Genomic DNA, 13,605 nt, shown 5'->3' on the forward strand with positions numbered 1-13,605 from the left:
GAGATCAGGCTGCTCTGACATTGACGAAGTCCAGCACCGCGGGCTCGAGAGATGGCAAGATCGACTCGACGCCATGGGCGCGTAGGTACGCCACAACAAAGCTGGCACGGCCGTCGGGCCAGCCCGCTGTGTCGATGCTGGCTGCACCTGGGCCTAGCGTCCACGTCACCTCGTCACTGGCACCCACCTCGATCAAATCGCCGCGCACCCGCATATCCTTGATGGCGCGGCCCCAACGGTTGTTGGTGGCGGGCTGAAAACGGGTCACGTTGCCAGGTAATGGCTTGGCCTCACCGCCGACCAGACGTGACCACAGTTTGGCTTGCTTTTCGGACAGCGCGATCGTGAAGAGATGTGGCTGCTGGCAAAGGAGTGTGGCCAAGCGGGCCGTTCGTTCAGGCATGGGTTCCCGCCCGGCGCGCAATACCGCTGTGAGCCACACCGCATCAGCTTGACCATCTCGGTCGACAGGAGCCGCCCATGCGTCGTTGGGCAGATTTACCCAATCGGCTGGCTGGACGTCGTGCGCTGATAGATGTGCCTCAGACTGAGAGCGAGGTCGCCCGCGTGAAACGCTTGCTTTGGCAGGCTTATTAACGGCCAATCGCTGCAGCAGGACGCTGGCAGGCTCGTCTTGTGGGTCTTGTTCCACCAATTCGCCGCGAAAGGCTTTGGCCAGGGTTTGAGAGGCAAGGCGCTTCGCGCGGGCGCACGCTTTCTTGTGGCTGGCTTCGATCCGATCCACCAGTGAAAAAAGTGCCTCTGCACGGCGAACAATTGCATCTTGCTCGGCCAGCGATGGCAGAGGTATCTCGAAATCCTTGATCTTCGTAAGATTCAAATTCGGTTGATTGCCGCCTTCAGCAAGCTGACGCATCGCGAGGTAGTTTGCGGTCAACGCGAGCTTAACGAACTTCTTGGATGCTTTGTCTTCATCTACCCAGATCGCTGCGCACGCTTGATTGATAGTTGCCTTAATCGCCAATTCTGAAACTTGGCCCCGCGTTTTTCCTTCACCATACATAGCGACCAACAAAGTTCCCTCGGGGTACGTCTTCAAACGGTGCGCTGCGATGGCCGCTTTTGTCACGAACTGCTCTGCTTCGGTGACTAGTGGTTTGCCAGTCGCTGCGCTGGTTACCCACGGTGTTCCTGAATTCGCGTAAAAGCTGTCGTTTGATCGGAGAGGTGTAGACCCAGTACCGACAACTGCGATCTCCGACAGCTTTGTCGTTCTCGGCTTGGTGTCAACGGCTTGATCTCCATCTGCATCCGGCAGGGCCCCCGCCAGTGCTGTCGCCAGCACTGCCTGCCGAAATCGCTTGAGGATGCCTGGGATGACATCAAGATGGTCATTGCAGGCGTTGACGCGGGCGAGCAGGGTGTCGAGTTGGTCGGCGATGCGGGTTTGCTCTGCCTCCGGTGCTAAGGGAATAATCAATGAACGCAATTTCTCCTGAGGGATGTTGCGCATCGACATTTGATTTCCGGTGGAAGCCGCCTGAATAGCCTGCCGCAATCGAGGCGTCTTCAACGCAAAGTTGATCCACCGCTTTGCTGGCTCATCGACTACCAGCCTCAATACCTTGTCGCTCAGGTACAGACGCTTCTTGATCGGTCCGACAATTACGCTGGCACCAACGAGTTCGATGGTGTTAGCACGCGAGATCAAGAGATCGCCAGAGCAGATCCGGTTTCGCTCGCTGACCGGCACGTTTTTGGGCAGCGTCTTGCTCGCTTCCTCGTTGAATCGGCCCCAAGTCACTGCGCTGATCTTGACGAGCCCGGCTTCATCTTCTATCGGCGGCCGCTCCTCGCATTTCACATTCTGCCCTGCTTCAATTGCACGCAGTAGCTTCCCAAGGGTGGTGAAGTCCCACCCAGTCGGCAGATCACTCATCTTTGCTCTTCTTTTCCAACAGCACACCACGCCGCGCCAGCCGCTCGTGCGCCTCCAGCAACGCCTGATGCAATTGCCGCTCCAGCTCATCCTTGGGCGGCAGCTCGGTCCAATACTCAGCCACCGTGATGCCGTCTTTGTGCATCTGCAGCAGCTCCACTTGCTCGCGGCTGGATTCCGCGCAAAGAATCAACCCGATGGGTGCTTCCTCACCGGGCTGGCGCTCATGCCTGTCCAGCCATTTCAGGTACAACTCCATCTGACCTTTGTGCGCAGCCTTGAAGCGGCCGAGCTTCAGCTCAATGGCGACCAATCGACGCAGGCGCCGATGGTAGAACAGCAAATCCAGGTAGAAGTCGTCGCCGTCGATGACCATGCGCTTCTGACGTTCAACGAAGGCAAAGCCTCGGCCAAGTTCCAGGATGAAGGCTTCGAGCTGGCGCAGGATGGCGGCTTCAAGGTCAGTCTCGTCATGCCCTTGGTGCAGACCCAGAAAGTCCAGGAAGTAGGGGTCTTTGAAGATCTGGTTTGGCGCTTGGCCTTCCGCAGACAAGGGCGCTGCAGGCACCTGTGCGCTTGCGATTTCGCTGCGCTCGAAGACTTTGCGTTCAATCTGCTTGGCCAGTTCGCGCACGCTCCAGCCATCCTGCGCCGCCCGCCAAGCGTAGAACTGGCGAGCTTGCGGGGGTTTGAGCGCAACGATGGCTACCAGATGACTCCAGCTCAATTTTGCCGACAGTGTCGTCACAATCTCGGCGTCCCGGAAAGCCTGTGCAAACTTCACCATGCGACGCAGGTTGCGGGCCTCGAAGCCGCGTCCAAACTCGTGGGATAACTGTTGCCCAAGTTGGTCAAGCAGGGCTGTGCCGTAGCTGGCACGTTCGCCGCCCAGCACTTCGACATCCAACCGCTGGCCGATGGTCCAGTACAGGCGCGTCAGCTCCGCATTCACGGCGCCAGCCAGTCGTTGGCGGCTGCTGGCGATGAGGGCCCGCAGTTCGGCGTGTAGGCTGTCCGCGCCCGTTGTGGCAGGCACTTGGCTCATGCCGATGTTCCCTGCACCGTGTTGTCGGCGTCCGGGCTTGTCATATCGTCGGGCAGCAATGCTTCCAGCTCGGCATCCGGGTCTTCGCCCAGCAATTCCACCAAGGCACGTAGTTCTGTCAGCGCGGCCTGCATCTCGCTCATGGCCAGGCGAGCCAGCATGGCGGGTTCTTCGCCTTGCTGCTGTGCGGTGTCGGCGCTGTCGTCCTTGAGCCAGGCCAGATCCAGGTTGTCGCCGCGCTCGGCGATTTGTTCTCGAGTAAATTTGCGCCAGCGGCCAGTGTCACCTGCGTCCACACGCTGAGCCAGCGCCTCCGGGCCACCCTTGGGGTCGGTGCCGAACACGTCTTCGAACTTGTCGCGGGACGCGCTGACCTCTGCATCGGCCAATGTGCGGAAGTAGTCGCGCGTGAAGGGGGTGCGCTTGCCGAATTGAGGCATATTGGCGCGCATGTCGTACACCCACACTTCTTTGGTATTGCCCTTGTCGGTCTTCTCGCCCTTGGTAAAGAAGAGCACGTTGGTCTTGACGCCCTGGGCGTAGAAGATGCCTGTAGGCAGGCGCAGGATGGTGTGCAGATTGCACTTGTCCATCAGGTCGCGGCGGATGCTGGTGCCGATGTTGCTCTCGAACAGCACGTTGTCGGGCAGCACGACGGCCGCACGGCCACCCAGTTTCAGGTTGCGATAGATGTGCTGCAGGAAGGCGAACTGCTTGTTGCTGGTCTCGAAGGTCAGGTCCTTGCGGGTGGGCAAACCACCGCCCTTCTTTGTGCCGAATGGAGGATTGGAGAGGATGAGCGTAGCGGACGGAAGTTGCGTTCCTTCATCGCCCAGCGTGTCGCCGTAGGCGACCCCGCCCTCAATGCCGTGCAACAGCATGTTCATCAGTGCCAGGCGGTGCGTGTCCTGCACCAGCTCCATGCCGTAAAAGGTGCTCTGGCGGTAGCGGCGCTGCGCGGACTCTTCCAGGCTGTCGAAGTCGTTGTTGGCGCGCAGGTAGTTGTTGGCTGCAATCAGGAAGCCGCACGTGCCCGCAGCCGGGTCCTGAATCACATCGCTCAACTGCGGCTTCATCACAGCCACAATGCTGTCGATCAGATGACGAGGCGTGAAGTACTGGCCGGCGCCGCTTTTCTTCTCGGTGGCGTTGCGTTCCAGCAAGTCTTCGTAGAGATCGCCCAGGTCGTCGCGCTGCACGCTGTACCAGTCGAGCGCGTCGATGTCGGTCACCAGCTTGCTGAGGGTGACTGGCTTAGTAATGAAGGTGTTGGCATTGGCGTAGATCTGCAGTACCGCGCCTTGACCATGCAAGCCGTAATCCAAAAGCATTTCTTTGTACGTATCGAGCCGCTCCGGCGCGGGCGCGTTCAGCAGATCGTCCCAAAGTATGCCGGCCTGTTCGACCTTGGGCGCACCTTTCTGGCGCTCAAGGGCCTTCCAAACCTTGAGCCGATCTTCCTGTCCCGTCTCTTTCATCATCTTCAGAAAGAGCAGGTAGGTCAGTTCGCTCAGGTATTGGTGGTAGGTGACGCCGTCGTCACGCAGCACATTGCACAGTGACCAAAGTTTGGCACCGATATCATGTGCGACTTGCGAGGTTTTAGACATGAAACTGCTACATCATGCACTTCGGGCCGGCTGCGCCCAAAGTGCGTCGTTGAAAGCGTCCAGCACCGGTTGGAGCTGGCCGTTGAAAAGTCTGTCGAGGCGGTTGAAGCCACCGCCTTCGCGCTTGAAAAGCAGGTCTGGGTCGTCGAGCGCCTCGCGATCCACCAGCAGATTGGTCTTGGTCTGCGCAGCAATCCGCTTGAGCCAACTACGCTGAGGGTCGGTCCAAGGCTTGCCCGCTGGCGAATTCGCCAGCAAGGTTTGCAGCGCACGGTCCACGCGCTCGCTGTAGGGCAGCAGGGCGTCGCCCAGTGCCGCCTGACGAATGTAGCCGACGATACGTGCTGCGATGTCCTGGTTGCTTGTCTCGCGCCATGCGGTGGCAAGCCGAGCTTCGCTGAACCCTGCCTGGTCCAATGCAAGCACCAATTCCTTGAGCTGCTTGCGTGTCAGGTCTCGGGGCTTGGTCAGGACCGCCATCAATGCCGGTAGCTCGTTGCTATTGCTGCTGATGAATTGCTTGAACTCGTCCAGATAGTCTTCCGGCTTGGTGGCTTTGCCGTAGCCTCGCTCGGCGCGCAGAAATTCGTCTGGGTGCTCTGATACGTAAATGGGCTGCCCACCGCCGTTTGCTTTGCGATCGAGGATTTCGCCCAGGTCGGGGTGCTGTGTGAACCACGTTGCAATCTCGCTCAGGCCAAGCGTCTTGAGCTTCTGGATGAACGTGTCCGGTGGCATGCCCGCTTTGGTCTCGAAGTCCTGGGCGTCATTGTCCGATAGATGGCGCTTCTTGACCTGAAGCTTGGCCACGAACTGCTCACGCAGTAATTCCAGTGCATCAGTGGATTGGACTTCGGTGAATTCACGTTCAAGTTGTTTGAACGTGATCTTCGGGTTCACCACGACAGGCTTCATCTCTGTCATGTCGCCGACGGCTTCGAAGAGGCGAACGGCGTCGAACACGCGGAACGCATCTTTGGCTTCGCCATCGAAATCGCACAAGCGGGTGGCGCGGCCCAGCATCTGGTCGAACAGGATGCGGCTATTGACCTGTCGCAGAAAGACCAAGTTGCATATCTCGGGCACATCGATACCCGTGGTAAGCAAATCGACGGTAACCGCTACGTTCGGCAAACGTTCGTTCTTGAATCGCCGGATGAGTTCCAGAGGCTTGTCGGCATTGCCTGTTATCTTGATGACTGCATCGTCTTCCACTGCGCCGTATTGTGTTTCCAGGGCTGCTTTCAACACATCGACCACCAAGTCGGCATGGTCGCTGCTCACGCAAAAGATCAAAGTTTTGCGTCGTCCGCTGGGATCGATCTCCTGAGCGAGATAGCTGCAAACGGCTTCGTTGAACGCCCGTGTGATGACTTTACGGTTGAAGTCGTCGACCTTCAGCTTGATTTCGTCCGGCGTCTTGAACAGGTCCAGCTTGTTATGTTGAGCGTTGTAGACCTGCACCTCTTCACCGATCTTCCAGGTCATGCCCTGGTCGGATAGCTGCGTGTGAATTTGAATGGGCGGTTCGTAATCAACGAGGAACCCGTCCACCACTGCTTCTCGATAGCTATAGCTGAAAATCGGCGCGCCGAAAATCTGGGTGGTATGCAGGGCGGGGGTGGCAGTCAGGCCGATCTTGACCGCATCGAAGTAGTCCAACACGCGCCGGTACTTGGATATGTAGTCGTCGAAACCGCGAAAGCTGAGTTCCGTGTCCGACATCTCCCGATCCAGGGTATAGCCGCGATGACATTCATCGATGATGACGCAGTCGTACTGATCGACCGTCGGCGGCACTACGTCTTCCGCTGGAAAGAGCACGCGGTGCATCATGCCTTGCACGGTGGCGATGTGGACTGCCGTGTCGGCATCGGGCGCTGGCGTACCCAACTCCTTGATGCCGAACGTATCAGCGAACGTCTGTAGCCGCTCCATCCGCGTGTCTTTGAACGAGTCTGCAGCTTGTTCACCCAGCGCTGAGCGATCCACCAGGAACAAGATACGGCGGAAGCGCTGTGCCTTCAGCAGGCGGTAAATCAGGGCGATGCAGGTCTTCGTCTTGCCCGTTCCGGTCGCCATTGCCAGCAGGATCTCACGCTGTCCTTGAGCAATACTGCTTTCAGTGGCGAGGATGGCTGCCTGCTGATAAGGGCGAAGCGAAATTCCATAATTGAACGGCGTATTCGCAAGCTCGGCATGGGCCTTTTCTTCATCTTGGCGAAGCAGGGCGTGCAGGACGTCTGGCGTATACCAGCCGTCCAGCGCTGTGCTGCGAATTTCGGGGTGGCGGAGGTCGCCAAACCAAATGCCACTCTTGGTGGCTAGCTGACGCAGGTAAGGGCGCCCATTCGTAGCAAAAACAAATGGGATACGGAACTCCGAATTGCTGCCCCAGTTTTGAGGATGCAACTGAGTCTCGGCACTGCCTGCGAAGGTTCTGCTGTACCGTTTGCTCTGCTGTAGGTTGGCAGATACATCCATGCTGCTTCGCTTGGCTTCGACCACCGCCATCGGCACCAATCCTCGGAACAACACATAGTCAGCGGAATATTTGGTGCATGGCCATTCGGCAATAGCAAGGTTGCGCCCTCTTTCTGGACGCGTACCTTTGCTGTACTTAAGGACCTCGCTGTCTGCCTCCCAGCCTGCTTGACGAAGTTGTGCGTCAATGAGGCGTCGGGTCTCTGACTCATCAAGGTCAACAAGTAGCGCAGCTTTGTTCGCCGAGGCCACCAGCTTGGCCAGGTTGTCAGAAGGTGCTGCCTGAGCCTGCGCTTGCAACTGCGCCAGCTGATTCGCAAGCCGTGCTTTGGCTTGGTCGGCCTCCGTGGCGATCTGCTCCCAAACCGCTTTCTCTTCGCTCAGCGCCGTCAACTGAGTCTGTGCCGCTTGCAAGGCCGACGCCGCGTTCTCATGCTTGGCTTGATAGTCAGCCACTGCTTGGCGGTATTCGGCCAGTTTTTGCTTTAATTCCTGTGACTCGTCAGCCGGCGGTGCTGGCGGCAGGAAAGGGCCGGAGCGGAAGTCAGGTTGTTTGAATGTCCGATGGAACCAGACACTCAATTGCCATGACAACTTTAGTGTTGACAGCGCGTTGGCATGGTCACCCGCCAAAGCATGGTTGGCAGCATTTCCTGTGACCCGAACTTGGTCAAATACTTGTTTGACCTCCCGCGGCAGCAGGTTTTCGTTCTGCAGTCGGCGGATCAGTTCATATTGACTTTCTTCCTGCGCGGTGTACAAGCCTCCGCGTGCCGCGAGCGACTGTGCCAGCAGCTCGGCGAACTGCCGGAGTTTGAGCAGGCAGGTGTTTGGATCTTCGGCGAAGTAGCGTTCAGCAAGTGCACCAAGGCGCCACAACTGAGGCTCGTAAGTCTGCAACATGTCGAAATTCGAGCGGATGTTCTGCTGCATGCTTCCCCCGTTTGCTAACCCGAGGGCAATCCGCCCCTCACCGAAATTAATCTAGATGTTACTAAAAAGTATCTAGAAAAGTGCTTTGTCCAGCCGTTTGAGGGCAAATGTGCAGCAGTCAGGGGGGATGACTTGCTGCGCCATCACTCGATATTCTGCGCCTGTTCCCGCATCTGCTCGATCAGCAGCTTCAGATCCATCGCCGCCCGCGTCACTTCCAACCCACCTGCCTTCGACCCCAGCGTATTGGCTTCACGATTCATTTCCTGGAAAAGGAAATCCAAGCGTTTCCCCGCGCCACGATCCGCGCCCTTTCCACCTAACAGCCGATCAAGCTCGGTCAGGTGCGAACGCAGGCGCGACAATTCTTCCGCCACGTCGATGCGCAGACCGAACAAGGTGGCTTCATGTGCCAGGCGTTCAGACAATTCAGAACCGGTGATCTGCTGGAATCCACCCGGAAACGCTGCATCCATGGTTTCGCGTAGTTTGCGCGCCAGGCGTTCGCGGTAATCGCTTACCAACTGGGGCAAGTGCTTTTCGACTTGCGTGACCACGCCCAGCACACCCGCCGCACGTTCCGCGATCATCACACCCAGGCGCTGGCCTTCGCGTTCGCGGGCGCGCTGCAATTGGCCCAGGGCTTCGGTGGCGGCGGTCAGGGCGGCTTCGGCCCAGATGGATTCGCCTTCGTCTTCAGACTGCACGCCAGGCCAGGCCAGCAGTTCGGACAGGCGCGGGGGCGGGGTGTCGGGCAGCACTGCGCGCACCTTGGCGTACAGGGCGGCCGCCTGTTCCAGCGCGCTTACGTTGATAGCGTCGGGGTCGCTGCGTTGGCGGCGGGTGATGCTGCCGCGGATTTCGACTTTGCCGCGGCCCAGATTGGCCGTCAGCAGTTCGCGCAGCGGCATTTCGCTTTGGCGAAGTTCGTCGGGAATGCGGAAGTGCAGATCAAGGAAACGGCTGTTGACGCTGCGCAGCTCGATCGACACGGATCCGTGGGGGGTGTCGGCGCGCGCTGCGCCGAAGGCGGTCATGCTTCGGATCATGGGGGCTTGCCTGCTCGTACAATGGAGATCGGCACAGCAGAACGGCGCGTGAAAAGCGGGCTGGCTGCTGTGGTGGTTCCGCATCATACGGCCCAGCTCGCGTCTCGGCCATTACGCGTATCGGTCATGGGCTTGTTGCCTTGTTTGCCGCATCACGCGCCCCAGGAGTTTTCTCGCATGTCATCCAATTCCGCCGCGCCCTGGAGCCGGCCTTCGGGCCGCGTTGCCTCCGCCCTCCGTTCGGTGTCTTTGCAGCGTGGTTTTACGCGTTATGCCGAGGGTTCGGTGCTGGTCACCTTTGGTCAGACCCAGGTCATCTGCACTGCCAGTGTCGAGGAAAAAGTCCCCGGTTTCATGAAGGGCAAGGGCCGTGGCTGGGTGACGGCCGAATACGGCATGCTGCCCCGCGCCACCCACACACGCGGTGACCGTGAAGCCGCACGCGGCAAGCAAAGCGGCCGTACCCAGGAAATCCAGCGTCTGATCGGCCGCAGCCTGCGCGCGGTGTTCGATCTTGAAAAGCTGGGCGAACGGTCGATTCACGTGGATTGCGACGTGATCCAGGCCGACGGTGGCACGCGTTGTGCCAGCATTACCGGGGCGTTTGTTGCCGTGCAAGATGCCGTCAACGGTCTGTTGGCACGTGGCTTGATCACCGAGTCGCCGATTCGTGATGCGGTGGCGGCCGTGTCGGTCGGCATGTACGAAGGCCAGCCTGTGCTGGACTTGGACTACCCGGAAGATTCCAGCTGCGATACCGACATGAACGTGGTGATGACCGGCGCGGGCAATTTTGTCGAAGTGCAGGGCACCGCAGAAGGCGTGCCGTTCTCGCGCGCCGACATGAATGAGTTGCTGGCGCTGGCAGAGCAGGGCATTGCCGAACTGGTGCGCTTGCAGCGCGAGGCGCTGGCCCAGCCTTTGCCCGAACAGACCGCCTGATGAATCAGGCAGCAGAACAAGATCAGGCAATAGAACAAAATCAAGCAGCAGAACAAGGCAGCACGATGAAAAAACTGGTCCTCGCCTCAAACAACGCCGGCAAGCTGAAAGAGTTCGCCGCCTTGTTGGCACCGCTGGGCATCGAGGTGGTCACCCAGGGCAGCCTGGGTGTGCCGGAATGCCCCGAACCGCACGTTACCTTCATTGAAAATGCGCTGGCCAAGGCACGCCATGCCAGTGCGATCACGGGCTTGCCGGCGCTGGCCGACGATTCCGGCATTTGTGCGCCGGCACTGGGCGGTGCGCCCGGTGTGTTGTCGGCTCGCTTTGCTGCCGTCGACGGGCAACCCCGTTCCGACGATGCCAACAACCGCCTGCTGGTCGAACGCCTGCGTGCCTTCGATGACAAGCGCGCCTGTTATTACGCCGCGCTGGTGTTGGTGCGCCACGCCGATGATCCCTTGCCGCTGATTGGCGAAGGAACCTGGTGGGGCGAGGTGATCGATACCCCGCGCGGTGAGGGCGGCTTCGGCTACGACCCGTATTTCCTGCTGCCGGCGCTGGGCAAGACCGCTGCCGAGCTTGGCGCAGAAAAGAACCGGATCAGCCATCGGGCGCTTGCGCTGGCCGCGTTGCTGCCCAAATTGTCAGGGCTGTAAGACGGTGGCTCGTACCATTCCCATTCAGCTGGCCGTGGGCGCTCACACGCCAAAGGGCCTGATCACGCCCTTTGCGCAGGCCGGCGAGTCGCAGCTGACCAGCTTGCCGCCTTTGTCGCTGTATGTGCATGTGCCGTGGTGTGTGCGCAAATGCCCGTACTGCGACTTCAATTCGCACGCGGCCCCCGGCGAGATTCCCGAGGAGCGTTATCTGGCGGCGCTGACTGCCGATCTGGACCAGGCTGTGCCGCTGGTCTGGGGGCGCACGGTCAATACGGTCTTCATCGGCGGCGGCACGCCCAGCCTGTTGTCGGCGGGAGCATTGGACCAACTGTTGGGCTTGCTGCGGTCGCGCCTGAACTTGTTGCCGGATGCGGAAATCACGCTCGAAGCCAACCCGGGCACCGTCGAAGCGGCACGGTTCAAGGAGTATGCGGCCAGCGGCGTCAACCGCATTTCACTTGGCATCCAGAGTTTCGACGACGCGAGTTTGAAAGCGCTGGGCCGGATCCACGATTCGCGTGAAGCACGCGACGCCATCGAGATCGCGCAGAAGTACGTCAGCCGCGTCAACCTGGACCTGATGTATGCCTTGCCCGGGCAGACGCTGGAAGGCTGTCTGCACGACATCGACAGTGCGCTGTCTTTTGGCACCGGGCACTTGTCGATGTATCACCTGACGCTTGAACCCAACACGGTGTTTGCACGATTTCCGCCGGCCTTGCCCGACGAAGACCTGGCCTATGACATGCAGGATGCCGTGGCCGAACGGCTGGGGGCCGCAGGCTTCGAGCAGTACGAGATTTCGGCTTACGCCCGGCCGGGTCAGCGCAGCAAGCACAACGTGAACTACTGGGAGTTCGGCGACTACCTGGGCATCGGCCCTGGTGCGCACGGAAAACTGTCGTTCCACGACCGTATCGTGCGCGAAGCCCGTCTGCGCAGTCCCGAGTCATGGATGAGCCAGGCCGATTCTGGCGCACACATCTCGGAATCGCGCCGGGTGACGGCGGCCGATCTGCCCTTCGAATTCATGCTGAATGCCTTGCGGCTGGTCGACGGCGTGGCCACCACCAGTTTCAGCGAACGTACCGGCCTGTCGCTGGCGGTAATCGCGCCGGAATTGCGAGCAGCGACTGAGCGTGGCTTGCTTGATCCGGACCCGACCCGGATTCGTGCAACGCCGCTTGGCCGGCGTTTCCTGAATGACCTGCAGGGCATGTTCTTGCGCGACGAATCGTAGCAATGCACTGTTAAGGTGCGTTTTCGGGTGTTTTTCCGAATGCATTATTTTGGTGCATCAAACCGGCTCGAAAATGCACTTTGTTGGGGCGTTAGGCGCAAGCGGCGCACCGCTGCTTGTGTCAAAATTCCCTCCGACATGGCATCTGACGGTGTCATGCATCATTGTGGCGTGGAGTTGGCACAGAACCTGCATTACACGCTGCATCAAGTCGTGGCGTCCTGGCTGTTGCCGGTGCGTAACGCGGCGCCCCACTTTTCGGCTTGAAGTCGGCTACCCATGCCGGCAACACCCTTTACAGCAAGATATCTGGAGCCCTCATGGCAACGCCCAAAGACGTTCTGAAACTGATTGCGGACAATGAAGTTCGCTTTGTCGATCTGCGCTTCACCGACACGAAGGGCAAGGAACAGCACGTGTCGCTGCCGTCGCATCAAGTCGACGAAGACAAGTTCGAATCGGGTCAGGCGTTCGACGGCTCTTCGATCGCCGGTTGGAAGGGCATCGAAGCCTCGGACATGCTGCTGATTCCCGATCCCGCGACCGCTCGCCTGGACCCGTTCCGCGAAGAGTCGACCCTGATCCTGACCTGCGATGTGGTCGAGCCGTCTGACGGCAAGGGTTACGACCGCGACCCGCGTTCGCTGGCCAAGCGCGCAGAAGCCTATCTGAAGTCCTCGGGCTTCGGCGACACCGCCTTCTTCGGCCCGGAACCCGAATTCTTCGTCTTCGACGGCATCACCTGGGGCGTCGACATGTCGGGCTGCTTCGTGAAGGTCAAGTCCGAAGAAGCACCGTGGTCCACCGGCATCGAATACGAAGGTGGCAACATGGGTCACCGTCCCGGCGTGAAGGGTGGTTACTTCCCCGTGCCGCCGGTCGACACCTTCCAAGACCTGCGTTCGGAAATGTGCCTGTTGCTGGAACAGCAAGGCGTGCCGGTCGAAGTGCACCACCACGAAGTGGCAGCACCGGGCCAGCTGGAAATCGGTACCAAGTTCTCGACGCTGGTTCAGCGCGCTGACTGGAACCAGATCATGAAGTACACGATCTGGAACGTCGCCGCCGCTTACGGCAAGACCGCTACCTTCATGCCCAAGCCCATCGTTGGCGACAACGGTTCCGGCATGCACGTTCACCAGTCGATCTGGAAAGACGGCCAAAACCTGTTCGCAGGCAACGGCTACGCTGGCCTGTCTGATTTCGCCCTGTACTACATCGGCGGCATCATCAAGCACGCACGTGCACTGAACGCCATCACCAACCCGGGCACCAACTCGTACAAGCGTCTGGTTCCGCACTACGAAGCACCGGTGAAGCTGGCTTACTCGGCACGCAACCGCTCGGCATCGATCCGTATTCCTTACGTCGGCAACCCGAAGGGCCGTCGTATCGAAACCCGCTTCCCGGATCCGCTGGCCAATCCGTACCTGGCATTCTCGGCCCTGATGATGGCCGGCCTGGACGGCGTTGCCAACAAGATCCACCCGGGCGATCCGGCCGACAAGAACCTGTACGACCTGCCGCCGGAAGAAGATGCAAAGATCCCGACCGTGTGCTCGTCGCTGGATCAAGCACTGGAAGCCCTGGACAAGGATCGCGAGTTCCTGACCCGTGGCGGCGTGTTCAGCAACGCCATGCTGGATGCCTACATCGCACTGAAGTCGGACGAAGTCGACCGTATGCGTGTCACCACGCACCCGGTTGAATTCGACATGTACTACTCGTCGTAATTCTCGC

9 protein-coding genes are annotated in these 13,605 nt (G+C 59.6%); 4 read left to right on the forward strand and 5 right to left on the reverse strand.

Annotated features, from left to right (window positions below):
* Positions 1-4: 4 nt before the first annotated feature.
* The 5 genes from FXN63_RS08070 to FXN63_RS08090 all read right to left on the reverse strand — a co-directional run bounded on the left by FXN63_RS08070 (position 5) and on the right by FXN63_RS08090 (position 9,021).
* Complete coding sequence (locus FXN63_RS08070) at positions 5-1,900, reverse strand: restriction endonuclease subunit S (protein WP_187395148.1); 1,896 nt, start codon at positions 1,898-1,900, stop codon at positions 5-7.
* The gene (locus FXN63_RS08075; RefSeq protein WP_148814193.1) at positions 1,893-2,945 is read right to left on the reverse strand and encodes a PDDEXK nuclease domain-containing protein; all 1,053 of its coding nucleotides are present in this window, start codon (positions 2,943-2,945) and stop codon (positions 1,893-1,895) included. The genes FXN63_RS08070 and FXN63_RS08075 overlap by 8 nt, the downstream gene beginning before the upstream one ends.
* Positions 2,942-4,555, reverse strand: coding sequence for a class I SAM-dependent DNA methyltransferase (locus FXN63_RS08080; RefSeq protein ID WP_148814194.1), 1,614 nt, complete (start codon positions 4,553-4,555; stop codon positions 2,942-2,944). The genes FXN63_RS08075 and FXN63_RS08080 overlap by 4 nt, the downstream gene beginning before the upstream one ends.
* A 12-nt stretch (positions 4,556-4,567) precedes the next feature.
* Positions 4,568-7,972, reverse strand: a complete 3,405-nt coding sequence (gene hsdR / locus FXN63_RS08085; RefSeq protein WP_148814195.1) for a type I restriction-modification system endonuclease — start codon at positions 7,970-7,972, stop codon at positions 4,568-4,570.
* A 143-nt stretch (positions 7,973-8,115) separates the two neighbouring features.
* Positions 8,116-9,021: a YicC/YloC family endoribonuclease gene (locus FXN63_RS08090; RefSeq protein ID WP_148814196.1), complete on the reverse strand. Its 906-nt coding sequence runs from the start codon at positions 9,019-9,021 to the stop codon at positions 8,116-8,118.
* A 177-nt stretch (positions 9,022-9,198) separates the two neighbouring features.
* Between FXN63_RS08090 and rph the strand changes: the two genes are divergently transcribed.
* The 4 genes from rph to glnA all read left to right on the forward strand — a co-directional run bounded on the left by rph (position 9,199) and on the right by glnA (position 13,598).
* Entirely contained in the window at positions 9,199-9,963 is a 765-nt protein-coding gene (gene rph / locus FXN63_RS08095; RefSeq protein ID WP_148814197.1) for a ribonuclease PH, read from the forward strand.
* 65 nt (positions 9,964-10,028) lie between these two features.
* Positions 10,029-10,622, forward strand: a complete 594-nt coding sequence (locus FXN63_RS08100) for a non-canonical purine NTP pyrophosphatase (protein ID WP_148814198.1) — start codon at positions 10,029-10,031, stop codon at positions 10,620-10,622.
* 4 nt (positions 10,623-10,626) lie between these two features.
* Complete coding sequence (hemW, locus tag FXN63_RS08105; RefSeq protein ID WP_148814199.1) at positions 10,627-11,865, forward strand: radical SAM family heme chaperone HemW; 1,239 nt, start codon at positions 10,627-10,629, stop codon at positions 11,863-11,865.
* A gap of 320 nt (positions 11,866-12,185) precedes the next feature.
* Positions 12,186-13,598 (forward strand): type I glutamate--ammonia ligase, encoded by a 1,413-nt coding sequence (gene glnA / locus FXN63_RS08110; RefSeq protein WP_148814200.1) that lies wholly within the window; start codon positions 12,186-12,188, stop codon positions 13,596-13,598.
* The last annotated feature ends 7 nt before the right edge of the window (positions 13,599-13,605 follow it).

The organism is Pigmentiphaga aceris (assembly GCF_008119665.1).
Lineage (GTDB): Bacteria > Pseudomonadota > Gammaproteobacteria > Burkholderiales > Burkholderiaceae_B > Pigmentiphaga > Pigmentiphaga aceris.

Excerpts from the sequence above, each read along its gene's own strand:
- FXN63_RS08100 (WP_148814198.1), top strand. The coding sequence starts at position 10,029 with ATGAAAAAACTGGTCCTCGCCTCAAACAACGCCGGCAAGCTGAAAGAG.
- FXN63_RS08075 (WP_148814193.1), bottom strand. The coding sequence starts at position 2,945 with ATGAGCCAAGTGCCTGCCACAACGGGCGCGGACAGCCTACACGCCGAA.
- glnA (WP_148814200.1), top strand. The coding sequence starts at position 12,186 with ATGGCAACGCCCAAAGACGTTCTGAAACTGATTGCGGACAATGAAGTT.
- rph (WP_148814197.1), top strand. The coding sequence starts at position 9,199 with ATGTCATCCAATTCCGCCGCGCCCTGGAGCCGGCCTTCGGGCCGCGTT.
- FXN63_RS08090 (WP_148814196.1), bottom strand. The coding sequence starts at position 9,021 with ATGATCCGAAGCATGACCGCCTTCGGCGCAGCGCGCGCCGACACCCCC.
- hsdR (WP_148814195.1), bottom strand. The coding sequence starts at position 7,972 with ATGCAGCAGAACATCCGCTCGAATTTCGACATGTTGCAGACTTACGAG.
- FXN63_RS08070 (WP_187395148.1), bottom strand. The coding sequence starts at position 1,900 with ATGAGTGATCTGCCGACTGGGTGGGACTTCACCACCCTTGGGAAGCTA.
- FXN63_RS08080 (WP_148814194.1), bottom strand. The coding sequence starts at position 4,555 with ATGTCTAAAACCTCGCAAGTCGCACATGATATCGGTGCCAAACTTTGG.